The organism is Burkholderia alba (assembly GCF_034721475.1).
Taxonomy (GTDB): Bacteria; Pseudomonadota; Gammaproteobacteria; order Burkholderiales; family Burkholderiaceae; genus Burkholderia; species Burkholderia alba.
Window position 1 is genome coordinate 1 of the sequence record NZ_JAWJWL010000023.1, and the last position, 22876, is coordinate 22876.

General features: G+C 67.5%; 18 protein-coding genes and 1 pseudogene. 15 read left to right on the top strand and 4 right to left on the bottom strand.

Annotated features, from left to right (window positions below; genetic code table 11):
• Both RZR99_RS23840 and RZR99_RS23845 read left to right on the top strand, forming a co-directional pair.
• Window positions 1-399, top strand: a pseudogene (locus RZR99_RS23840) (T6SS immunity protein Tli4 family protein); the annotation flags it as partial.
• A gap of 22 nt (window positions 400-421) precedes the next feature.
• Window positions 422-685 carry a PAAR domain-containing protein gene (locus RZR99_RS23845; RefSeq protein WP_323122243.1) on the top strand — a complete coding sequence of 88 codons (264 nt, stop codon included), beginning with the start codon at window positions 422-424 and terminating at the stop codon, window positions 683-685.
• A gap of 159 nt (window positions 686-844) precedes the next feature.
• Here the strand turns inward: RZR99_RS23845 and RZR99_RS23855 are convergent, their stop codons facing one another.
• Both RZR99_RS23855 and RZR99_RS23860 read right to left on the bottom strand, forming a co-directional pair.
• Window positions 845-1939: a lipase secretion chaperone gene (locus tag RZR99_RS23855; protein WP_323122244.1), complete on the bottom strand. Its 1095-nt coding sequence runs from the start codon at window positions 1937-1939 to the stop codon at window positions 845-847.
• Window positions 1940-1943: 4 nt separating this feature from the next.
• Window positions 1944-3038 (bottom strand): esterase/lipase family protein, encoded by a 1095-nt coding sequence (locus tag RZR99_RS23860; protein WP_323122245.1) that lies wholly within the window; start codon window positions 3036-3038, stop codon window positions 1944-1946.
• Window positions 3039-3365: 327 nt separating this feature from the next.
• On the opposite strand from RZR99_RS23860, the gene RZR99_RS23865 reads away from it, so the two are divergent.
• Window positions 3366-4001, top strand: coding sequence for a TetR/AcrR family transcriptional regulator (locus tag RZR99_RS23865; protein WP_323122246.1), 636 nt, complete (start codon window positions 3366-3368; stop codon window positions 3999-4001).
• 20 nt (window positions 4002-4021) lie between these two features.
• On the opposite strand, the gene RZR99_RS23870 is transcribed toward RZR99_RS23865, so the two are convergent.
• Window positions 4022-4756, bottom strand: coding sequence for an ArsR/SmtB family transcription factor (locus tag RZR99_RS23870; protein ID WP_323122247.1), 735 nt, complete (start codon window positions 4754-4756; stop codon window positions 4022-4024).
• Between the two features lie 127 nt (window positions 4757-4883).
• On the opposite strand from RZR99_RS23870, the gene RZR99_RS23875 reads away from it, so the two are divergent.
• The 3 genes from RZR99_RS23875 to RZR99_RS23885 are packed head-to-tail and all read left to right on the top strand — an operon-like array spanning window position 4884 to window position 6918.
• Window positions 4884-5234: a YybH family protein gene (locus RZR99_RS23875; RefSeq protein WP_323122248.1), complete on the top strand. Its 351-nt coding sequence runs from the start codon at window positions 4884-4886 to the stop codon at window positions 5232-5234.
• The gene (locus RZR99_RS23880) at window positions 5231-6658 is read left to right on the top strand and encodes an MFS transporter (protein WP_323122249.1); all 1428 of its coding nucleotides are present in this window, start codon (window positions 5231-5233) and stop codon (window positions 6656-6658) included. Before RZR99_RS23875 ends, RZR99_RS23880 begins: the two co-directional genes overlap by 4 nt.
• Window positions 6655-6918: a hypothetical protein gene (locus RZR99_RS23885; protein WP_323122250.1), complete on the top strand. Its 264-nt coding sequence runs from the start codon at window positions 6655-6657 to the stop codon at window positions 6916-6918. Before RZR99_RS23880 ends, RZR99_RS23885 begins: the two co-directional genes overlap by 4 nt.
• Before the next feature lie 91 nt (window positions 6919-7009).
• Here the strand turns inward: RZR99_RS23885 and RZR99_RS23890 are convergent, their stop codons facing one another.
• On the bottom strand, window positions 7010-7771 hold the full coding sequence (locus RZR99_RS23890) for a FadR/GntR family transcriptional regulator (RefSeq protein ID WP_323122251.1): 762 nt from the start codon (window positions 7769-7771) through the stop codon (window positions 7010-7012).
• Window positions 7772-8315: 544 nt separating this feature from the next.
• Between RZR99_RS23890 and RZR99_RS23895 the strand changes: the two genes are divergently transcribed.
• The 9 genes from RZR99_RS23895 to RZR99_RS23935 all read left to right on the top strand — a co-directional run bounded on the left by RZR99_RS23895 (window position 8316) and on the right by RZR99_RS23935 (window position 22226).
• Complete coding sequence (locus RZR99_RS23895; protein WP_323122252.1) at window positions 8316-10859, top strand: hypothetical protein; 2544 nt, start codon at window positions 8316-8318, stop codon at window positions 10857-10859.
• A gap of 174 nt (window positions 10860-11033) precedes the next feature.
• Window positions 11034-11795: an SDR family oxidoreductase gene (locus RZR99_RS23900; protein ID WP_323122253.1), complete on the top strand. Its 762-nt coding sequence runs from the start codon at window positions 11034-11036 to the stop codon at window positions 11793-11795.
• 48 nt (window positions 11796-11843) lie between these two features.
• Complete coding sequence (locus RZR99_RS23905; protein WP_323122254.1) at window positions 11844-12686, top strand: ureidoglycolate lyase; 843 nt, start codon at window positions 11844-11846, stop codon at window positions 12684-12686.
• Between the two features lie 25 nt (window positions 12687-12711).
• On the top strand, window positions 12712-14016 hold the full coding sequence (locus RZR99_RS23910; RefSeq protein ID WP_323122255.1) for an L-fuconate dehydratase: 1305 nt from the start codon (window positions 12712-12714) through the stop codon (window positions 14014-14016).
• A 68-nt stretch (window positions 14017-14084) separates the two neighbouring features.
• Window positions 14085-14861 carry an SDR family oxidoreductase gene (locus RZR99_RS23915; protein WP_323122256.1) on the top strand — a complete coding sequence of 259 codons (777 nt, stop codon included), beginning with the start codon at window positions 14085-14087 and terminating at the stop codon, window positions 14859-14861.
• 32 nt (window positions 14862-14893) lie between these two features.
• Window positions 14894-15235: an L-rhamnose mutarotase gene (locus RZR99_RS23920; protein WP_059570028.1), complete on the top strand. Its 342-nt coding sequence runs from the start codon at window positions 14894-14896 to the stop codon at window positions 15233-15235.
• Window positions 15236-15273: 38 nt separating this feature from the next.
• Window positions 15274-16533, top strand: a complete 1260-nt coding sequence (gene fucP, locus RZR99_RS23925) for an L-fucose:H+ symporter permease (RefSeq protein WP_323122257.1) — start codon at window positions 15274-15276, stop codon at window positions 16531-16533.
• A gap of 146 nt (window positions 16534-16679) precedes the next feature.
• Window positions 16680-19244 (top strand): right-handed parallel beta-helix repeat-containing protein, encoded by a 2565-nt coding sequence (locus tag RZR99_RS23930; RefSeq protein ID WP_323122258.1) that lies wholly within the window; start codon window positions 16680-16682, stop codon window positions 19242-19244.
• Window positions 19245-19682: 438 nt separating this feature from the next.
• Window positions 19683-22226, top strand: a complete 2544-nt coding sequence (locus RZR99_RS23935; protein WP_323122259.1) for a PDZ domain-containing protein — start codon at window positions 19683-19685, stop codon at window positions 22224-22226.
• Window positions 22227-22876 lie beyond the last annotated feature (650 nt).

A 22876-nucleotide genomic window follows, 5' to 3' on the forward strand; every position in this document is an offset into this window, starting at 1 on the left:
CAGCGGCCGACTCTTACCGATGAGCAGGCGATTGCCGTATTCGATGCGGTAGTCAACTCGATCCGGCTACGCCCGACCCATGGCGCGAAGGTATCGAACATTGAACCATCGCCGACACTGCCGCTGGGCACGCTTGTGCAAACCGGTGCGATGTGCCCTCAGACAGGCTGGTGGACGTGTCCCGAAGCCAACGGTCAGGAGATCGTCGGCGGCGCACGGCAACGCTTCGCGGCGGGAACCGTGATGCCCGCCGCTCAGGTGGTGGGGCGTGGCGGCATGTTGGACCAGTTGCTCGGCAAAAAGCAGACACTTAGCATCAGCACAACGTGGACACTGGTGGGCTTCGACACAACGAACGAACCGGATTCCACCGGCCAATCCGGCTCTGAACCGGCATGAGCGCTAATCGGAGGAGGTGCCTATGAAGAACGTCATTCGCGTTGGCGACCCGACAAGCCACGGCGGCGTCGTCGAAACAGGCGATTCGACCTTCATGGTCGACGGGAAAGCCGTGGCTCGCGTTGGCGATACATGCATTTGCCCGATCGCGGGGCATCAAGCCTGCGTCATCGTCGAGGGCGATCCGAATTTTATAGTCGGAGATCGGGCCGTCGCTTTCGATGGGCACCATACGAGTTGCGGCGCGACGCTTCAATCGACGGTCAAGAGTTTCGACGCAACCTGACAGGCCATTAACGGGAAGCGTCGTCGAACGTTTCTTCAATCGCACCCGACATTTTCGTCGCGCCTCCACTCGATACGACAGGCTCGCGGGCCACGACTATCTCGCCGCCGCCGCACCGACCCGTGCCCTTGGGCCATCGATCAACATGTGAATGCTGCTCTAACGGCCACCCCGCGCGATACCGTCGAGCCCCGCCGCGCGCAGCGCATCGCTCTGCTTCGGGAAGAACCTCGCGCGCAGCTGATCGATCTGCGCCTGCTGATCCTGCGACGCCAGATGCTGCGCCTCGATCTGGCCGCGCTGCGCCGCATATTGATCGTAGGTCGACTGCCAAGCCTGATCCGCCTGCCGCTGCGCAACGAAGCGCTCGGCGAACTCCGGCCCCTTGAGACGCGCGACCTCGTCCCGCAGCGCCGCCGGAGAAAGATCCTGCTTCTCCAGCCGATCGGACTCGGCCAGCCATTGCGCCTGCTGTTTCTGCGCCTGTTCCGCGGCGCGCTGCGCAGGTGGCATCGCGCGATCAAGCTCCGCGAGGCGGCGCGTCCTTTCCGCATCGCTCAGGGTCTTGTCCTGCGCGATGGCCATGCGCCCTAGATAGACTTCCAGCGCCTGATCCTCGTCGCCGAAAAACGGCGTGCTCCAGTCGGCGAGCTGCTGGCGGCGCAACACGGCGCGCTGCGCGATGAATGTCCTCGCCTGCTGTACATCCGCCGGCGCGATCGCCGCACCCGGATTCGCCGTCGCGGCAGCGGCGGGCGCGGCCGAGGCCAGTTGCGTCAACGCCGCGAGATAACCCTGGTAGCGCTGCCAGAGCGCGACGCCTTCGGCCGCCGCCGGCTTGCCGCCCAGCTGCGCGGCGATCTGCTGCCGCACCAGCGCATCGAGTTGCGCGGGAGTCAACTGGCCGCGCGCCGTCAAAAAATAGTCGAAGAAATCGCGCACGTCGCGAACGTGCAGCAAGCCCCCACGCGCATCGACCGGCAACCGCGGCGCCGACGTCCCCTGCAACGCGGCGGGCCATGCGGCGGCCGGGCCGGAAGCTGAAGCGGATGCGCCGAACGCACTGGCGGCATCGCCCGGCGACGCGGCGGAGGCGGCCGGCGCGATCGGCGCATCCGCCGCCGCGCGCGGACGCATCGCGAAGCCGATCAAGACGGCCGCGGCCAGCGAGGCACCCGCCCACATCACCGCGCGCCGGCCGGCACGCCTCGCGGGCCGGACCGGGCGCGTCGTCATCACGGATTTCGCGGACATGGCGTTACAGCTGCGCGTTCTTCAGGCGTTCGACGTGAGTCCGGATCACCGCGACCGGATCCTCCGCGTTGCCGCCCATCACGCCCAGGATCTGGTTCACCTCGTCCAGGTGATTCCACTTGAACGCGGTCCCGATGACCTGGCCGAACTTGCTGCGGCAAACCGGCACGATTCCGTCGTTATCGCCGAAGCCGAACGCGACGGTCGGCAAGCCGGCCGTGGCCAGTCCGGCGGTGGTCGGATCGAGCAGCAGCGCCGGATCCAGCGGGCCGCTCAGGCTGCTGTCGTACGGCAGGCCGAGCGCGTTCTTGCGGAACGCGCTGCCGCTCCACGAGTAGAGCCGCTGCGCATTGCCCTCGATCGTCTGGCTCGCCGCGCCGCTCGTGCAGGCAGCCGGGTCGCCGAGGCCGGCGGACGAATAGACCTTGTTGAAGCGAGCCGCGCCGACGCTGTCGAGCGTGTCGAGCGCGCCCTCCGGATTCTGGTTCGGATTGCCCTGGATCACGATGCCGAGTATCGCGGCAACCGGCTGCAGCACCGCGCGAATCACCGCGCCGAAGGTCAGGCCGCCGACGCCGATCGTGTCGCTCACGTTGAGCACGCCGTCGATGACGTCGGCCAGCGGCGCGCCCCAGTGCGGCGTGCCGATGGTCGTCACCGACGCCACGCGGTCCGGCGCGATCTGCGCGACATAACGCACCGTGAAGCCGCCCTGGCTGTGCCCGATCAGATTGACCTTCTGCCCCGGCGCGACCTTGTTGATGAAATCGAGCAGATCCTGGCCGCGCTCGGCTTCGCTGCCGATCGTGCGTACCGACGCGACGTAGACGGTCGCGCCGTGCCGCTCCAGATCCTCCTTGATGCCGAACCAGTACGGATACACGCCGAGATAATCGTTCGTGCCGAACAGGCCGTTCACGAGGATCACCGGATACCGGGTTGCCGCCGACGTCGCCGGATCGGACGCGGCCTGGGCCGCGCCGACACCGGGCAGCAACGCGGCCGCCGAATTGCCGGGCACGTTCGCCTGCGCCGTGCCGATACTGAAGGCGGCCAGCACCGCCATCGTCCACCCGCCCCGCTGCCGATTCCGTGTCATCGCTATCTCCATTGTTGACTATTTCGTTATGCGAAGTGAATACGACCGTCGGCACGGCGTGCGCATTCGACCGGGCGGCCCCCCTGCCCGAGTCGACCCTTCCGCCGTCCGACGTAAGGCAGATTAAGTTACACACATGTAACTTTCAAGCAGCGCTTTTAGGGGCGCGGCTCTAAAGGCCGGCGACGCGCCGCCGGCGCGGCCCGGGCGCGCTCGCCGGCGGTTGCCCGTCGGGGCCGGGCGTGGTTAACTGCTGCACCTTGATTGCCTCGCAACTTGTCCACGGCCGCCGCCGAACCCGCGCGCCGTGGACGCGTGTGATACGACATGACTCGATCGAAGCAGACTGCGGCGGGCGATCCGCCGCGCAGCCGCCTGTCGCGCGAAGCGCGGGAACAGCAGTTGCTCGACATCGCCGAGCGGGAATTCATCCGCAACGGCTACCAGGGCACGTCGATGGAGGACATCGCAAGCGCGGCCGGCGTGTCCCGGCCGATCGTCTACGGTCATTTCGGCTCGAAGGACGGCCTGTACCTGACCTGTCTGCAGCGGGCCCGCAACCGGCTCGACCGACAGATGATGGAAGCGATGCAAAGCACGCGCGACCCTGTCGAGCGGCTGCGGCGCGGCGCGCGCGCGTACTTCGAGTTCGTGCATTCGAACAGCGCGTCGTGGGATCTGCTGTTCGGCGGCGGCACCGCGATCGCCGGCGGCGCGGCGGAGCGGGCACTGGATCTGCGTCTCGTGACGGTCCGGCAGATCGCCGGCGTCATTGCCGAAAGCGTGCCGCATGTCGATCCGCTCACGGTCGACATCTATGCGCATGCCGTCTCCGGCGCGGGCGAACAGATCGCGAAATGGTGGCGCCGCAATCCGCAGGTCGGCGTCGAGCAGGTCGCGGCGCATCTGACGGCCTTCGCGCTCGACGGCATGGCGCCGTTGCTGCGCGGCCGCCCGGCATAACGTCGCCGGCGGCCGGCCGCTCATGCCGGCACCGCGGCACCCGCGCGCAGCGGGTCGTCCAGCGCGGCCGCATCGATCCCCAGCTGCGCTTTCAATCCCGCCCATCCGTCCGGCGTCACCTGCACCGCGCGCGACGCCGCCGTGCGCCTCAGCCAGCCCTTTTCGCACAGACACGTCATCAAGCCCGTGCCCAGCGGTCCGGCCAGATGATGCCGCCGTTCGGTCGAATCGAGACACTGGCGCGCGACGCCGCGCCGGCCCGGCTTCAGCGCATCCATATCGAGCCCGATGCCGGCGAACCAGGCATGCCCGTCGGGCGTGATCGAGAACTGCTTGTCGGCCTCGGCCACCAGCAGGCCGCGCGCCTGCAGGCGCTGCGTGACGGCGACGCCCATCTGCCCCGCCAGATGGTCGTAGCAGCAGCGCGCGAAGCGCAGCGCCCGCGCGTTCGGCGCGGTCGAGCGCGCGGGCGCGGGATCGTGCGGCCCGATCGCCGCGAGGTTCTCCAGCGCGAGCGCGACGTGTCTGCCCGACAGCCGGTAGTAGCGATGCCGCCCTTCGGTCTCCACCGCGAGCAGCCCTCCGTCGAGCAGCTTGCCCAGGTGCGAACTGGCGGTCTGCGCGGTCACGCCGGCGGCGCGCGCCAGTTCTCCGGCCGGACGGGCGCGCCCGTCCAGCAGGCTCACCAGCATCGCAAGGCGCGCGGGATCGGCGATCAGGAACGCGGATGAAACGATATTCGCTTGAGCGCTCATGGGCGGGCTCCTCGGAGATGCGACGACGATAGCACCATCGCCCCGGCGACGCTTCGATACGCATCGAAGCATCCGGTCCGGCCGCGCGACTAACCTGCGTGACATCGACACCCGATCCGAGCCGACCATGACCGACCCCACCGCCGCCGAAATCCGCCACGTTTACGACGCCTGGCATGCCGCCGTCGTCGCGCGCGACCTCGACGCGCTGCTCGCGCTATACGCCGACGACGCGATCCTCGAAACCCCGCTGATCCTCGTCGTGCAGCCCGAGCTACGCAGCGGCGTGCTGCGCGGCAAGGACGCGCTGCGCGCGTTCTTTTCAGCGGGCCTGCGCGACACGCCGGACGGCGACCAGACCGATCTCGTCGAAGTGATGGATCTCGCGCACGGCCGGATCGCCCATCACCGCGTCTATTGGGGCTGGGTGGGATTCCGGGGGCTGGCCGCCGCGCTGGCGGAGCGCCGCGCATCATGACGCGTGCGGCCGCGCGGCACGTGCTGGCCGCGACTTGCATCAGCTACGTCGTCGTCCTGCTCGACACGTCGATCGTCAACGTCGCGCTCGATCGCATCGGCGCTTCGCTCGACGTCGGGATCGCCGGCATCCAGTGGATCATGAACGCGTACACGCTCGCCTTCGCGAGCCTGCTGCTGACGGGCGGCACGCTCGGCGACCGGTGGGGCGCGCGGCGCCTCTATCTGGCCGGCCTGATCGTGTTCACGCTGGCGTCGGCGCTGTGCGGCGTCGCAACGTCGCTGCCCGCGCTGGCCGGCGCCCGCGCGTTGCAGGGCGTGGGCGCGGCGCTGCTGGTGCCGTGCGCGCTCAAGCTGATCAACCGGGGCTTCCCCGATCCGCGCGGACGCGCCCGCGCGATCGGGCTGTGGATCGGCTGCGGCGGCGTGGCGATGGCCGCCGGGCCGCTTATCGGCGGCCTGCTGATCCGCCAGTTCGACTGGCGCGCGATTTTCTTCGTCAACGTGCCGGTCGGGCTGGCGGGCCTCTGGCTCGCCGCGCGCATCGCCCCCGATCGCGGGCGGCCGGCGAACCGCCGCCTCGACCTGCCCGGACAGATCGCGGCGATCGTCGCGCTGGGCTCGCTGATCGGCGTGCTGATCGAAGGACATGCGCTCGGCTGGCGTTCGCCGCCGCTGCTCGCCGGCATCGCGGCGACCGCGGCGGCCTGGACGGCCTTCCTCGCCATCGAGCAGGGCAGCGCGCAGCCGATGCTGCCGCTGTCGTTCTTCGGCAACCGCGTCTTCGCCGGATCGACCGGCGTATCGATGGCCTCGGCGTTCGTGTTCTACGGGCTGCTGTTCGCGATCAGCGTCGACTGGCAGCACGCGCGCGGCGCGTCGGCGCTCGCGACCGGGCTCGCGCTGCTGCCGATGACCGCGATGGTCGCGGCAGGCAGTCTCGCGTCCGGACGGCTCGCGGCCCGGTTCGGCGCGCGGGCGTCGATGTGCGCGGCGTTCGGCGCCTATGCGGGGGGCGCGCTCGGGCTGCTGTGGTGCGGGCCGGGTTCGCCCGCCTGGTACGCGATCGCCCCGATGCTGGCGATCGGCGGCGCATCGGGCTTCGTGTCGCCCGCGGCCACCGCGCCCGCGATGGAGACCGTGGACCCGCAGCGCGCGGGCATCGCCGCGGCCGTGCTGAATGCCGCGCGCCAGGCCGGCGCGGCGCTGGGCGTCGCGGTGTTCGGCGCACTGCTCGCCGCCGCACCCGACGGTGCCGCCGGCATGCGGACCGTGCTGGAAGCGGCCGCCGCGGTCGCCGTGCTCGCGGCGTTGGCGTGGGGTTGCGCACTGCGCGAGCGCGGCGGCATTGACAGCGCTCGACGCACAGGCGCCGCCGCGCACGAACAGCCGCCCCACTCATGTTCCTGTCGGGAGCCTTCATGAAACACGCAGGCGCCGCCGCGCTCGACCGGCTGGAGACATGGCTCGCCGATGTCCGGGCGCTGCCCGGCCTGCGCGAACGCTCGCGCGGCGTGTTCTACCGGCGTTCCCGGCCGTTCCTGCATTTCCACGAGGAAGCGGCCGATCTCTACGCCGATCTGCGCCGTCACGACGACTTCGAACGGTTCAGGGTCAATCTGGCCGACGAGCAACGGACGTTGCTGGCGGCGATCCGCGCGGTACTCGACGCGGCGGCGGAGTAAGCGGCCCGCTCCGGTACGGCAAGGATGCCGGCCATGCTCGCCGACGACGTGCAACCCCGCCGCCCGACTCGCTCGTCGGCCCGGGGCCGGCCTACAGGGATCGTGAAAAAATCCGGATCACCGAATTCAGGTGCGTGAGCATCGCGCGCCGCGCCGCCTTGGCGTCGCGCGCATCCAGCGCATCGAGGATCGCGCGGTGCTCGATCTCCGAGCGGCGCGGCATGTCGCGCGGCGTGTAGAGCGACTGCAGCCGCTGGAACATCGCGCTGTACTTGTGCGCGAGGAGCCGGTGGATCATCAGCGCGTACGCCGGATTGTCGCTGGCTTCGGCGATGCGGATATGGAACAGGCGGTCGCCGGGATGGGTGGTCGAGCCGCTCAGGTTGTCTTCCCGATTGCGCAGGAACGCTTCGCGAATGCCGGACCGTTGCGCATCGGACGCATGCACCGCCGCGAGCGCGGCGGCTTCCGGCTCGATCAACCGGCGAGCCTGCAGCAGCGCGAACGGCGGGATCTCCGGATCCGGATCGAGCTCGATGCCCAGCTCCGGATCGAACTCCGACGCGCCCGGCCCCGCCGGGTACGCCCGGTCCGACGCCTTGCCGGCGGCCGGCGCGCCGTCCCGCGCGCGCACCGTCACGCCGTCGCCCACCCGCACGCTGACCAGTCCCACGACTTCCAGCGCGATCAGCGCCTCGCGCACCGACGTGCGCGACACGCCGAACTGAACCGCCAGTTCGCGCTCGGGCGGCAGATAGCTTCCCGGCGGAAAGCTGCCGCCCTCGATCATCGTGCGAAGCTGGTCGGCGATTTGCTGGTACAGGCGGCGGTTCTGGATGGGCTGAATCGGCATGCGGTCGTGGGGCGCGTAAGCGGCCGGTCAATGGTTGGTCTGCGGCAGGGACCGGAAGACGCCCGCTGATTCGAGTGCAGGCGCCCGAGTATACCAAGTAGGACAAGCCCGACGACACAAGTCGGACAGCCGGCCCACGGCGGTTTGCCGCGCCCCGGCGGCGAATTCGCGGCCCTCGCGTGCCGAAGAAACCGGCCCGCCGGCTACGGGAAAACACCCAGTGCGCTTTGCGCGAACCATGCCAAGAATCAACGCTCAATGGATGGACCATTAGACCAGTAAGATTCGAAAGTTTCATATCCGTCGGAGCAGGAATACCTGCACGGCATGCCGATTCATCCTCCCCGATGCGCAATCCGGCCGAACGCTCCACACGCGAATCGCCCGCATGCGGGTCGTGAACGATCCGGCGGCCGTCGCTCATTGTTCAGTCATGCGAAATACAGAACCACCCCATGCGCATCGAAACGGCGCAACGGGCGTGACATGTCAACCACCGGCCAGACCGCGAGCGCGCTTCGGGTCGTGCCGGCAAGGAGGGGTAATGAAACGAACGGAACGAACGGAACGAACGAACCGGCCGGCACGGCAGCGGCGTCTTCCGTGGCGTCTGCTGGCCGCGCTGTCCATGCTGCCGGCCGCGCTGCTCGCGGGCGGCTGCAACGGCGACGGCACCGATGCCGCCGGGCCGGGTGCCGCCGGCATGCTCGCGAGCCGCGCGGCCGACGGCGCGGCGGCCGCGCCGGCCGGTGCGTCCACGCCGGCCGGCGCCGGCGCATGGGACGGCAAGACCTTCCAGGTCGACCGGCCCAATGTCGTCGCACGCTCGAACATCGTGCTGGGCCAACCGAACCTCGCGGCCAGCCAGGCGATGCCGCTCGGCAACGGACGCCTCGGCGTCGCCGTATGGTCGGCGAACGGCCTGACGGCCCAGCTCAATCGCGCCGACACCCTGCCGAAGCGCTACTCGCCGGGACAGGTCGTCATTCCGGGCTTGGCCGCGCTGACCAGCGCCACCGACTACGCGGGCCGCCTCGACCTCTACAACGGCGAGTTTCGCGAAAGCGGCGGCGGCATGACGGCGACCGCCTACGTGCAGCCCGACACCGATGCGCTGATCGTCGACGTCACGGGCGCCGATCCCGCCCGGCGGCAAACCGCGATGCTGAAACTGTGGTCGCCGCGCACGCCGTCCGCGACGCTCGGCGGCACCGCCATCGGCGTGCTGTCGCAATCGTGGACCGACGGCGTCAAGGGCGACGCCAACGGCAGTTCGGGGCGCGCCTTCGGCGCGCTCTCGGCGATCACCGCGCAGGCCCGCAACGTATCGGCATCGGTCACGGACCCGCTGACCGTCACCGTGACCTTCACGCCGAACGCCGACGGCACCTTCCGCATCGTCGCGGGCGCGCCTCGCTACGACGGCAGCCAGCCGGTGCCGGCGCTCGCGGCCGCCAGCGTCGCGGACACCTCGCCGAGCGCGCACGCTACCGCCTGGCACACCTTCTGGTCGCGCGCCGGCCTGATCAAGCTGACCTCGTCGGACGGCAGCGGAGAGTACATGGAGAATCTGCGGAACATCTACCTGTACTCGTCCGCCGCCGAAAACAAGGATGTCTACCCGGGCTCGCAGGCGGGCGTGGCCGACCTCTTCTCGTCGGTCCAGGACACTCATCAATGGGACGCCTCCGCGTACTGGCACTGGAACCTGCGGATGCAGGTGGCGGCGAACCTGTCCGCGGGCCTGCCCGAGCTCAACGCGCCCTACTTCAATCTCTACCAGAGCAATCTCGCCGCCATCGGGCAATGGACGACCGCCAACATGGCGGGACGAGACGGCGCGTGCGTGCCCGAAACGATGCGCTTCAACGGCGCGGGCATCGAGAACGAGACGTGGCTGTCGACGCTGGGCTACAACTGCAGCGCAAGCTCCGGCCCGTACTACAACGCCCGCACGCTGTCGACGGGCGCCGAGGTGTCGCACGCGATCTGGACGCAATATCTCGCCACCGGCGACCTCGCGTTCCTGGCGCAGAACTATCCGGTGATGGAGGCGGCCGCCCGCTTCATGCTCGCCTACCAGAGCGCCGGCACCGACAAGCTGCTCCACACCTCGCCGACCAACGCGCACGAAACGCAATGGGACGTGAAGGACTCGACCACCGATCTCGCCGCCATCCGCGCGCTCTATGCCGACACGCTCGGCGCGGGGAAGGTGCTGGCCAAGGTTCCCGGCCAGAGCGTCGATGCGGCGCTCGCCGCGAAGATGAGCGCGGCGCTGCCGCACACCCCGGACTATCCGCGCACCCAACCGTCGGGATCGCTGACGCTGTTGACGGCCGCGGCGGATGCGGCCGGCGCCGACGTGATCGCGATGTCCTATCAGCCGGCGGCCGCGTCGCACAACTCCGAGAACATCGGCCTCGAGCCGGTCTGGCCATACGATCAGATCGGCGACGCCTCGCCGCTTTACGCGCTGGCGAAGCGCACCTACGCCAACCGCCCCAACAAGACGCAGAACGACTGGAGCTTCGATCCGATCCACGCGGCACGCCTCGGCCTGCCGGCCGAGGTGAAGAGCACGCTGGTGACGCTGACCGGCAACTACCAGAAATTCCCCAGCGGCTTCGCGAACTTCGTCGGCAGCGAACCCTATGTCGAGCAGATCGGCGTGGTCGCCACGACGCTCGCCGAATCGCTGGTTCAGGACTACGACGGATTGATCCGGATCGCCCCCGCGATACCCGCCGGCTGGGACTACGACGGCACCGTGTACGTGCGGGGGAATACGAGGGTCGACGTGCAGGTCCGGGGCGGCGTGCCCGCGACGGTGGTGATCGAGCCGGGTTCGAACGCCGATCTGACGGTGCGCAACCCCTGGCCCGGCGCCAAGGTGATCGCATCGTCGGCGGGGTTCGCGGCGCCGCTGACGCTGAGCGGGACCACGCTGACCCTGAAGCCGGTCGGCGGCAGTCCGATCCTGCTGCAAAGCGTCGGCGCGGCGGGTTTGCCGGCCGCGTCCGTCAGCGGCAAGCCCGCCACCGCGGCCCGGCATCTCGGCACGACAACGGCCCAGATCGGCCTCTGACGGATCGAACCGGGCGCGACGCACCGGCGCGCCCGGTTCGATCAGGGAAATCCCCTTTTCGATAGCCGTCGCGGTGCGCCGGAAAATCCTCTACAATTGGTTGGACCATTGGACATATAGTCCAATTAGACGGCATCCCCGTCCCTCCCCATTTCCCTCCTCGGAGAGTGTTTGATGAGATTGCAGGGCAAACGTGCGCTGATCACCGCGGCCGGCCAGGGCATCGGCCGCGCCACCGCGCTCGCCTTCGCGCGCGAAGGCGCCGAGGTGCTGGCCACCGACGTCAACCCCGACGCACTCGCCGCACTCGCGGCCGACGCCGGCGGATCGGGCCGCCTCCGGGTGCGCCGACTCGATGTCACCGACGCCGACGCGATCGCCGCGCTTGCGCGCGAAGAAGCCGGTTTCGACGTGCTGTTCAACTGCGCGGGCTTCGTGCACCACGGCTCGCTGCTCGACTGCGACGAGCGCGCGTGGGCGTTTTCGTGGGAGCTGAACGTCACGTCGATGTACCGGTTGATCCGCGCGCTGCTGCCGGCGATGAGCGCGGCGGGCGGCGGCTCGATCATCAACATGTCGTCGGCGGCATCGAGCGTCAAGGGCGTGCCGAACCGCTTCGTCTACGGCACCACCAAGGCCGCCGTGATCGGCCTGACCAAGGCGGTCGCGGCGGATTTCGTCGGCCAGCGCATCCGCTGCAACGCGATCTGTCCCGGCACCGTCGAATCGCCGTCGCTCGAAGCGCGCATCGCCGGGCAGGCGCACGACCAGCACACCACGGTCGACGCCGTGCGGGCGGCCTTCGTCGCGCGCCAGCCGATGGGCCGCGTCGGCACGCCCGACGAGATCGCCGCGCTGGCGGTCTATCTGGCATCCGACGAAGCGGCGTTCACCACCGGCGCGATCCACGTGATCGACGGCGGATGGTCGAACTGACGCCCGCGCCGCGGCCCATGCGCATTCCTTCCCTTACCGCACGACTCCATGAAACTGCTTAGATACGGCGCGAAGCATCAAGAAAAACCCGGCCTGCTCGACGCGCAGGGGCGCATCCGCGACCTGTCGGGATACATCGACGACCTCGCGGGCGCCGCGCTGGAACCCGCTTCGCTCGCGCGCCTGCGCGAACTCGACCCCACCGGCCTGCCGCTGGTCGACGGGCAGCCCCGCATCGGCGCCTGCGTCGGACAGGTCGGCAAATTCATCTGCATCGGGCTCAACTACTCGGACCACGCCGCCGAGTCCGGCATGGACATCCCGCCGGAGCCCGTGGTGTTCGGCAAATGGACCAGCTCGATCGGCGGTCCCGACGACGACGTCGAGATTCCGCGCGGGTCGTCGAAGACCGACTGGGAAGTCGAGCTGGGCGTCGTGATCGGCCGGGGCGGCCGCTACATCGACGAAGCGGACGCGCTGTCGCACGTCGCCGGCTACTGCGTGGTGAACGACCTCTCCGAGCGCGAATACCAGCTCGAGCGCGCGGGCACCTGGGACAAGGGCAAGGGCTGCGACACCTTCGGCCCGATCGGTCCGTGGCTCGTGACCGCCGACGAGGTGCCCGATCCGCACCGGCTCGCGATGTGGCTCGACGTCGACGGCCGCCGCTATCAGAACGGCTCCACAGCGACGATGATCTTCCGCGTGCCGTTCCTGATCAGCTACCTGAGCCGCTTCATGAGCCTGCAGCCCGGCGACGTGATTTCGACCGGCACGCCGCCGGGGGTCGGGCTGGGCCAGAAGCCGCCCGTCTATCTCGCGGCCGGGCAGACGATCGCGCTCGGCATCGACGGGCTCGGCGAGCAGCGCCAGCGTACCGTCGCGGCATGAATCCCCTCTTTTCCTGGTAACGACCATGACTCTGATTCGTTCGATGCGGGTACTGGACATCCGCTTCCCGACCTCCCGGCAGCTGGACGGCTCCGATGCGATGAATCCCGATCCGGACTACTCGGCCGCCTACGTGATCCTGGACACCGACCGGCCCGGCCTGGAAGGCCACGGGCTGACCTTCACGATCGGCCGCGGCAACGAGATCTGCTGCGCGGCGATCGAGGCGATGCGGCATCTGGTGGTGGGCCTCGATCTCGATACGATCCGCCAGGACCTCGGTAGCTTCTGGCGGCACGTCACGTCGGACAGCCAGTTGCGCTGGATCGGCCCGGACAAGGGCGCGATCCATCTCGCGACCGGCGCGGTGGTGAACGCGGTGTGGGATCTGCTCGCGAAGGAAGCGGGCAAGCCGCTGTGGCGCTTCGTGGCCGACATGAGCCCGGAGGATCTGGTGCGCGCGATCGACTTCCATTACCTGAGCGACTGCCTCACCGAGCGGGAAGCGCTCGAACTGCTGCGACGCCAGGCGCCGGGCAAGGCCGAACGGATCACCGCGCTGACGCGCGAAGGCTACCCCTGCTACACGACCTCGGCCGGCTGGCTCGGCTACAGCGACGACAAGCTGCGCCGGCTCTGCCGCGAAGCCGTGGACGCGGGCTTCGAGCACATCAAGCTGAAAGTCGGCGCCAACCTGGAGGACGACATCCGCCGCGTGAAGATCGCCCGCGAGGTGATCGGCCCGCATCGCAAGCTGATGATCGACGCCAATCAGGTCTGGGAGATCGACGAGGCGATCGACTGGGTGCGCGAGCTGTCGTTCGCCCGGCCGTGGTTCATCGAGGAACCGACCAGCCCCGACGACGTCGAGGGGCACCGCAAGATCCGCGCGGCCGTGGCGCCCGTGCAGGTCGCGACGGGCGAGATGTGCCAGAACCGCGTGCTGTTCAAGCAATTCATCATGCGCGGCGCGATCGACGTGGTGCAGATCGACGCGTGCCGGATCGGCGGCGTCAACGAAATCCTCGCGGTGCTGCTGATGGCGGCCAAGTACGGGCTGCCGGTGTGCCCGCACGCGGGCGGCGTCGGCCTGTGCGAATACGTGCAGCACCTGTCGATGATCGACTACGTCTGCATCTCGGGCACGCGCGAAGGGCGCGTGATCGAGTACGTCGATCATCTGCACGAGCATTTCGTCGATCCGTGCGTGATCCGCGGCGCCGCCTACATGCCGCCGACCGCGCCGGGCTTCTCGATCACGATGAAGGCCGATTCGCTGCAGCGCTACCTGTTCCGCGGCGCCCAGGCGACCGAGGCCGCGCTCGCCTGAGCGCCGCCGACACGACAAACCGACCGCGCCGACGAGCGCGGCCCCCGCAGGCGAATGGAGAAGACAACGTGGATCTGAATCTGAAGGACAAGGTCGTGCTCGTCACGGGCGGCGGCGCCGGCATCGGCGGCGCGATTACGCTGCGGCTCGCCCGGGAAGGCGCGATCCCGGTCGTGCTCGGCAAGAGCCCGCTGCACGACGCGTTCGCATCGCAACTGCGCGAGCTGCAGCCGCGCGCGCGCTTCATCCAGCTGAACCTGGCCGACGACGCGCGATGCCGGGACGCGGTCGCACAGACGGTCGACGCGTTCGGCCGGCTCGACGGCCTCGTCAACAACGCCGGCATCAACGACAGCGTCGGCCTCGACGCGGGACGATCGGCGTTCGTCCAGTCGCTCGAACAGAACCTGATCCACTATTACGTGATGGCGCATTACTGCGCGCCGCACCTCAAGGCGAGCCGGGGCGCGATCGTCAACATCTCGTCGAAGACCGCGATCACGGGCCAAGGCGGCACGAGCGGCTATTGCGCGTCCAAGGGCGCGCAGCTGTCGCTCACGCGCGAATGGGCGGCCTCGTTCGCGGACGACGGCGTGCGCGTCAACGCCGTGATCCCCGCCGAGGTGATGACGCCGCTCTACGCGCACTGGATCGAGAGCTTCGACGATCCGCAGGCGAAGCTCGCGGCGATCACGCGCAAGATTCCGCTCGGCAAGCGCATGACGACGGCCGACGAGATCGCCGCCACCGCCGTGTTCCTGCTGTCCGACCAGGCGTCGCACACCACCGGCCAGTGGCTATTCGTGGACGGCGGCTACACTCATCTCGATCGCGCGCTGACCTGAGCGATCCCCCACGCGTCACGAGGAAGCACACCATGCGGCATTGCCTCGCGCTGGACCTGAAGGACGATCCCGAGTCGATCGCCCGCTACGAAGCCCACCACGTCCGCATCTGGCCGGAGATCGCCGCGCACCTGCGCGTTCACGGCGTGCGCGTCATGGAGATCTACCGGCTCGGGACGCGCCTCGCGATGTGGATGGAAACCGACGACGCGTCGTTCGACGCGGACCGCTTCGCCGCCGCGACGCGCGACACCCCGGCGGTGCGCGAATGGGAAGCGCTGATGGACACATTCCAGACGCCCACGCCCTGGACGCCCGCCGGCGAGAAGTGGACGCCGATGCACAGAATTTTCGATCTCGCGCGGCAGCCGTGACGGCGCCGCCCGATTCCCCACCCGAAGGAAGCCGCACCATGCAGCCGTATTCCGACACCCCCCCGGCGCCGCTCGGCGCCACGCAGCGCAGCGCCAACCTGCGTACCGCGCTGATCCTCGTCACCACCCTGTTCTTCATGTGGGGGCTGTCCTATGGGCTGCTCGACGTGCTGAACAAGCATTTCCAGGAAACGCTGCACGTGAGCAAGGCGCAGTCGGGGCTGCTGCAGGCCGCCTACTTCGGCGCGTACTTCCTGATGGCGATGCCGGCCGCGCTGCTGATGGAGCGCTTCGGCTACAAGAAGGGCATCCTGTTCGGGCTCGCGCTGTACGCGATCGGCGCGCTGCTGTTCATCCCCGCATCGGGCGCGGCGAGCTTCCCGTTCTTCCTGTTCGCGCTGTTCGTGATCGCAAGCGGCCTCGGCTGCCTCGAAACCGCCGCCAATCCCTACGTCACGTTGCTGGGCAAACCCGAGAGCGCCGAACGGCGCCTCAATCTGTCCCAGTCGTTCAACGGGCTCGGCAGCTTTCTGGGGCCGATCATCGGCGGGATGTTCTTCTTTTCCTCCGGTGTATCCGACAGCGACGAGCTGGGCTCGGTGAAGATGATCTACGTGATCATCGCGGGCGTGGTGCTGCTGATCATGGCGCTATTCGCCCGCACGCCGATGCCGGAGATCCGCGAAGCCGCGCCCGCGGCCGCGAGCGCCGCCGCCCGGCCGCTGCTGCGGCAGCGTCACTTCCTCTACGGCGTCGCCACGCAGTTCTTCTACGTCGCCGCACAGGTGGGCGTGGGCGCGTTCTTCATCAACTACGCGGTCGATCACTGGCCGGGCGTCACGTCGCAGCGCGCGTCGTTCCTGCTGTCGATCGGGATGCTGTGCTTCATGCTGGGGCGTTTCGCCAGCACCGCGCTGATGGGCCGCATCGCGCCGAGCAGGATGCTGACGATCTACGCGCTCGCCAACATCGCGCTGGCGCTGGTCGTCGTCGCGGCCGTGCCCGTTCTCTCGGTCGTCGCGCTGATCGCGATGTTCTTCTTCATGTCGATCATGTTCCCGACGATCTTCGCCCTCGGCGTGAAGGATCTCGGCGCTCACACCAAGCGCGGCGCGTCGTTCCAGGTGATGGCGATCGTCGGCGGCGCGCTGATGCCTTACGCGATGGGCCGCGTGGCGGATGCGAACGGCACGGCGGCGTCGTACCTGCTGCCGGCAGCGTGTTTCGCGGTCGTGGCGTGGTACGGCTGGAAGGGATCGCGGGTCGGCGAACCGGAGGCCACGGCCGGCGGCAAATAGCGGATAACCGGGCGAATCGTCTCGAGTCGCCCTGACCTCGATCGACACCCTCGATCGAGGTGGAATGCAGTACGGAGCAGTACCGGACTACCTGAGTTCAACGAAGACGGATAAACGGAAAACCGATTGCCTATAGGGGGCACGTCATGAATGCATTTGCCGGTTGCAGGGATCGTCACTCGCCATCGTCGTCGACCGCGATTGCCAGGTCGCTTGGCGGGATCATCGTATGCGTCAGCGTCGTGCTGTCGGGTTGCGGCGGCGAAGGGGGCGACGGCAATCCAGCCGTCGCCTTCAGTTCGATCAACGCGGCCGCGCCGGTCGCCGGCGCGAGCGTGCTGTATGCGGGCCCGTCCGGGTCCGGTTCGGACTGTTCGTCTGGCGCGCCCTGCGATCTGAACGGCGCGCAGCAGAAAGTCAGGCAGTTGCGGGCGGCCGGCACCGCCGATGTACAGGTCCAGCTCGCCGACGGGACCTACCGGCTGCCGGGCACGTGGACATTCGGCGCGGCCGATTCGGGAGCGGCGGGCCACCCGGTCGTATGGACGGCCATGACCGGCGCGCATCCGGTGATCTCCGGCGCCACCCAGGTCACGGGATGGTCGTCATCCGGGACGAGCGGAACCTGGTCCGCCTCGGTGCCCGCCGGCAGCAATTCCCGGCAGCTGTACATCGACGGCGCGCAAGCGCTGGTGGCACAGCAAACCCCCGACCAGCTGGGCTTCACCGGAGGGTGGACCAGCACCTCGACCGGCTACAACATCAAGGCCGACACGGTCGCCACGGCCTGGTTCGCCAAGCTGAGCGCGGCCCAGGTTGCCAACGTCGAGTTCACCTATGCGCAAGGCAACGGCGCATGGACCGAATCGCGATGCCGAGTCGCCAGCTATTCGAACGGCACGCTCACGATGGCGCAACCGTGCTGGACCAATGTCGCGTATCGCTCGTACACCACGGATCTCGTTCCTCAGCTCACCGGCGGCTTGCCGCCGCTGGCGGCCAACACGATGCCGTCGTCGATCGAGAATGCGCTGTCGCTGATCCAGCCGGGTCAATGGTTTCTGGATACCGCCGCCCGTCGCCTCTACTACCGGCCCATCCCGGGGCAGCAGGTGGCGAACCTGGACGTCGAGCTTCCGCAGCTGGAAGCGCTTGTCCAGGGCGCGGGGTCGCTCGCCAACCCGCTGCATGACGTGACCTTCTCCGGCCTGCAGTTCTCCTACGCGACCTGGAACGACCCATCGACATCGGTCGGGTTCGCCGATGTGCAAAGCAACTTGCGGATGACGACCGCCGACGGCAGACAGGGCCTGTGCAGCTTCTCCTCGCCCGCCGGCTCCTGCCCGTGGGCCGCGCTGACGCAGCCGCTGGCCAACGTCAGCTTCACCGGAGCGAACAACATCACGATCAGCGGGAATCGCTTCATCAATCTGGGGGGAGCGGGGCTGGCGTTCAAGTACGGCTCCTCGAACAACCTGATCCAGAACAACGAATTCGCCTCCATCGCGTCGACCGGAATCATGATGGGCTGCACCTACGATCCGACGCCGATCCCCGTCAACGGCCAAGCCGCGACCAGTCCCGCGCTCATCAAGCAGAACTGCAACCCGAACCCGGCACTGGTGGCGAACGATGTGATCGGCTCGAACGAGATCATGACCAACAACAGGATCGTCGGCAATCTGATTCACAACATCGGAACCGACTACCACTCCGCCTGCGGGATCACGCTGCTGTTCGGCCAGAAAACCACCGTGACGCAAAACGAGATTCACGACGTCCCTTACACGGCGATCACGGCCGGCGTCATCCAGGGACATGTCGACAACGCCAGTCATCCGCAGAATTCCGTCAACATCAACGGCAGCAATACCATCAGCAACAATCTGCTGCATGACTACATGGCAGGGCTCGCGGACGGCGGTGCAATTTATATCGAGGGGCATCAGGCGCAATACCAGTATCAAGCCAACGGCACCACGATCGATCCGGCGGCAACCTTGGCCCACGGCATGCAGGCGACCGGCAACGTGGCTTACAACGGCAACAGCACGGATTTCACCTTCTACGACGACGCGGGATCCGAGTGGATCAACTGGGCAGGCAATGCCGCTTACAACGCCGGCGCCAACAACCAAGGCGGATGCCAGGCCACCGGCCATTTCTGGATCACCGGCAATTACTTCTCCGCGCCTTCGGGGGTCTACGCTTGCGCATCGGCAATCGATACCCACAGCAGCGCGAACGTGACGATCGCGTCGAGAGCGGATATTCCGTCGTCCGTGCTCAACAGCGCCGGCCGGCAGGGGATCCAGGGGGCGATTTCCGAAAGCAGTCCGAACGGCCGGCTTGGCGATAACGCGTCGCAAATCGCTTACTCGGGATCCTGGCAACAAGTCAACTCGCGGCCGGGGTACGACTACCTCAAGGATCTGCACTACACCACCAGCAACAACGACACGATGACCCTCCCGTTCAACGGAACGGCGATCCAGATCTTCGGCGAACAATATACCGACCAGGGCAATCTGGGCATCAGCGTCGACGGCGGCGCGCAGCAAATAGTCAGCACCGTCCCCGCGGACGGGAAGCGGCACTCGAATGTCGCCGTGTATACGTCCCCCTTGCTGGCGCGCGGGCAACACACGCTCACCGTGACCAAGTTGTCCGGCACCTATGCGACCATGAACGGAGCCTATATCTTCCCTTGAGGGAGGCTCGCCGCGGCTTGATTCACGCGCGAATCGACGGCGTTGCACGGATGAGAGGGGAAAGAGAGGCGCAACAGGCCGATCGCCCGGCCGCTTTCATCCGGACCTGCCGCAGGCTGGTGAAGCCCGTCGATTCCGCCGACTGACAGGCGCGCTACGCGCGCTCATCCCGCCCATCCAGCGTGGCCGGACGGATGGGGCGAGCGGGATCGCGCATCGGCGGCGGCCTGCCGGATGCGCCCTTCGCGAAAGGCACGACCGGGGGCGGCGACGCACGCCGCCGCCCTCGTAGGAAAAGACGCGGGAACGCAATGCGGGGGCTGCGAACCGGCGATACGTAGTCAAACAGCGGGATGGGTTGGTCAGCTACCGCGACGCCGGCCGGATCGACGGCAAGCCGGATCGCAGCGCTGATCCATGGGAATCAAGGAGAGCAGGATGAAGAGCATACGGTCCGGATTTACATTAGCTGTACTGAGTACATTGATCGCGGGATGCGGCGGCGACGGCACGGATGCGTCGTCCGGTCCGATGGCGGCCGTCAGCGCCAGCGCGCAGGGCAGCCCGGCTGCCGTCGCCTCGGACGACAAGATGAACCGCCCGTGCAAGCCCACGGCCATCTACGTGTCGCCCGACGGCTCGGACGCCGCGCCCGGCACCCGCCGCCGCCCCAAGGCGACGCTCGGCGCCGGCATCGACGCCGCGATCCAGAAGCAATTCAAGGAAGTGATCCTGACGGACGGGGTCTACTACCTGAGCCGGCCCGTCTATCTCAACTCGGCGGCGTCCGGCCTGTACATCCACGCCGACGATGGCGCGAAACCCGTGATCAGCGGCTCGCGCATCCTGACCGGCCTGAACTGGCAGCCCTACAAGGGCAACATCGTGATGACCCGCGTGAGCGGGGCAAGCTTCGACCAGCTGTTCGCGAACGATACGCAGCAGGTGCTGGCGCGCTATCCGAACTATCAGGCGGCCGGACCGGGCGTGGTGTTCAACGGCTCGACGAATCAGGCGGCGATCCAGGCACGGGCAGCGACCTGGGCGCCGTCGGCGCAGGGCTACGGCTACCTGCATTCGATGATCAACGGCAACTGGAGCGATCAGCACCAGGCCATTTACGGCGTGAATGCCGGCGGCGCGCTGAGCCTGAGCGCACCGGTCGGCAACAACCGGCTCGACCAGGGCACCAATACGTCGACCGAATACGTCGAAGGCGTGCTGGACGAGCTGGATGCGCCGGGCGAGTGGTATCTGGACACGCGAAAGGGCGTCCTGTACTTCTATCCGCCCGCCGGCATGAATCTGGCCAAGACCCGCTTCGAGGGCACCACCACCGAGAGCCTGATCAGGCTCCAGGGTACCGAACAGAATCCGGTCAGCAACGTGCGCATCGACGGACTGGTCTTCACGAAGGAAAACTACACGTTCATGAAGACCACCGAGCCGCTGCTGCGCAGCGACTGGACGATCTATCGCAACGGCGCGGTCTTTCTCGAGGGCACCCGCGACGTCCAGCTCACCCACAACGTGTTCCGCGATCTCGGCAGCAACGCGATCTTCGTGAGCGGCTACAACCGCGGCGCGAAGATCGACACCAACGAGATCTACAACATCGGCGCGAGCGCGATCGCGCTGGTCGGGCGGATCGATGCCGTCCGTGCGGTCAAGAATTCCAGCGCCCCGCCGCCGCTCAACTACAACACGCCGGCCAACTACGCGAACCTCGATACGACGCCCGGGCCGAAGAGCAACAACTACCCTTCCGGCTCGATCGTCTCCGACAATCTGATCCACGACATCGGCCTCAAGGAAAAGCAGGTCGCCGGGGTCGAGATCTCGATGGCGTCGAAGATCACCGTGGATCACAACAGCATCTACAACACGCCGCGCGCGGGCATCAACATCGGCGACGGCACGTGGGGCGGCCACGTGATCCAATACAACGACGTGTTCAACACCGTGCTGGAAACCGGGGATCACGGCGCGTTGAACGCGTGGGGCCGCGACCGCTACTGGAGCCCCGACTACAACGCGATGGCCGCCGAGATGCAGGGCAACCCGACGATCTGGAACCTGGACGCGGTCGACACGACGGTGATCCGGTTCAACCGCTTCCGCTGCGATCGCGGCTGGGACATCGACTTCGACGACGGGACGTCGAACTATCTCGTACAGAGCAACGTGCTGATCGGGACCACGCCCGCGCAATCGAAGAACGACCTTTCGGGCGGCCTGAAATTCCGCGAAGGCTTCATGCGGACCGGGAAGAACAACATCATCCTGAACAATTCGTTCTATCCGCAGGTCTGGTTCGCGAACAGCGGCGACGTGTTCACCAACAACATCACCATGGGCGCGCACAATCCGGCCATCCTGTCGCACTACGGCAAGCTGATCGACCAGAACCTGTTCATGACCGCCGCCGATCTCAAGGCATCGCAGGCGATCGATCCGGGCGCATGGGATATCGATTCGGCCGTGGGCAATCCGTTGTTCTCGAACCCGGCCGCCGGGAACTACAACGTGCCGTCCGATTCGCCGGCCGTGACGAAGATCGGCTTCACCCCCTTCGACACGACCCGCTTCGGCGTGCAGAACGCGGCGCTGAAAGCCCGGGCGCAGACCCCCGCCTATCCGGTGCTGGACTATTCCGGCACGGCCCAGCAAAGCTCCGACAAGACCACCCTGTCGATCGGCGCGACGGTCGAATCGGTCACGACGGTGGCCCAGCAGTCCGCGCTCGGCCTGCCGTCCACATCGGGCGTCCAGGTCGATTCGGTGCAGGCGGGCAGCCCCGCCGCCGCGTCGGGGCTGCAGGCCAACGACGCGATCGTCGGCGTGGTGTCCGGCGCGACGGTGTCCGCCATCAACACCGTCGGCGATCTCTCCGGCGCGATCAACCAGGCGAACGGCGCCAGCCTGACGCTGCGGATCTACCGCAATCAATCTCCGCAGACGCTGGTGCTCAAGACCCGCTGACCGGTCACGCCGGACGCTCCCCGCCGCGCGCGTCGCGCGGCGGGGAGCGGGACACCGCATCGCAACGAAACGCCGAGCGCCGAGTGCCGGGACGTCGGGCTTCGGCGCGGTGACATTTCCATGACCGTCCGGTCATTACCCGGCTCAACTAAACAATTATTAATATCACCGCATTTCATTACCCCAATCCTTATTCCAATTATTGGGATCAAATAAAATACCTCGACTTTCCATCGTCAGCCCGGATACTTGAAATCAAAGTGGTTCTAGATTGGTGATAAGCAGATTCTTAACGAAAAATAGTTCTGGAGGGGAAACAATGGATATGTTTCGGGCTCGAACTGCTTCGCCCGGGTTGGGTATCGTACGGATCGCTCCTGCATCGCCAGCGGACGACGCGATATCGCCCCGCTCCGCACCAGTGCCCGTCCGGCGGGGTCTCCGCCGGTTTTCTCCGCGCTTCCCGCCGCACGCCCGGCTCGGCCGGCATGCAGGTCTCGCCGGGACATTCGTGGATTCATTCCCGATACCGGCGGATGAATCGAATATCGACAAGGCAATTACCCGGCACCGATCATGGAATCGATAAAATCGATTCCATGATCGAATAATAGTCCCGCATCACGACAATATCCGATTTACCGTTTTAT

Bases quoted from the DNA above. Each gene is read 5' to 3' on its own strand.
- RZR99_RS23855 (WP_323122244.1), bottom strand. From the start codon at position 1,939: ATGTCCGCGAAATCCGTGATGACGACGCGCCCGGTCCGGCCCGCGAGG.
- fucP (WP_323122257.1), top strand. From the start codon at position 15,274: ATGCAGCCGTATTCCGACACCCCCCCGGCGCCGCTCGGCGCCACGCAG.
- RZR99_RS23845 (WP_323122243.1), top strand. From the start codon at position 422: ATGAAGAACGTCATTCGCGTTGGCGACCCGACAAGCCACGGCGGCGTC.
- RZR99_RS23895 (WP_323122252.1), top strand. From the start codon at position 8,316: ATGAAACGAACGGAACGAACGGAACGAACGAACCGGCCGGCACGGCAG.
- RZR99_RS23880 (WP_323122249.1), top strand. From the start codon at position 5,231: ATGACGCGTGCGGCCGCGCGGCACGTGCTGGCCGCGACTTGCATCAGC.
- RZR99_RS23885 (WP_323122250.1), top strand. From the start codon at position 6,655: ATGAAACACGCAGGCGCCGCCGCGCTCGACCGGCTGGAGACATGGCTC.
- RZR99_RS23865 (WP_323122246.1), top strand. From the start codon at position 3,366: ATGACTCGATCGAAGCAGACTGCGGCGGGCGATCCGCCGCGCAGCCGC.
- RZR99_RS23910 (WP_323122255.1), top strand. From the start codon at position 12,712: ATGACTCTGATTCGTTCGATGCGGGTACTGGACATCCGCTTCCCGACC.
- RZR99_RS23890 (WP_323122251.1), bottom strand. From the start codon at position 7,771: ATGCCGATTCAGCCCATCCAGAACCGCCGCCTGTACCAGCAAATCGCC.
- RZR99_RS23870 (WP_323122247.1), bottom strand. From the start codon at position 4,756: ATGAGCGCTCAAGCGAATATCGTTTCATCCGCGTTCCTGATCGCCGAT.
- RZR99_RS23905 (WP_323122254.1), top strand. From the start codon at position 11,844: ATGAAACTGCTTAGATACGGCGCGAAGCATCAAGAAAAACCCGGCCTG.
- RZR99_RS23930 (WP_323122258.1), top strand. From the start codon at position 16,680: ATGAATGCATTTGCCGGTTGCAGGGATCGTCACTCGCCATCGTCGTCG.
- RZR99_RS23920 (WP_059570028.1), top strand. From the start codon at position 14,894: ATGCGGCATTGCCTCGCGCTGGACCTGAAGGACGATCCCGAGTCGATC.
- RZR99_RS23900 (WP_323122253.1), top strand. From the start codon at position 11,034: ATGAGATTGCAGGGCAAACGTGCGCTGATCACCGCGGCCGGCCAGGGC.
- RZR99_RS23860 (WP_323122245.1), bottom strand. From the start codon at position 3,038: ATGACACGGAATCGGCAGCGGGGCGGGTGGACGATGGCGGTGCTGGCC.
- RZR99_RS23935 (WP_323122259.1), top strand. From the start codon at position 19,683: ATGAAGAGCATACGGTCCGGATTTACATTAGCTGTACTGAGTACATTG.
- RZR99_RS23875 (WP_323122248.1), top strand. From the start codon at position 4,884: ATGACCGACCCCACCGCCGCCGAAATCCGCCACGTTTACGACGCCTGG.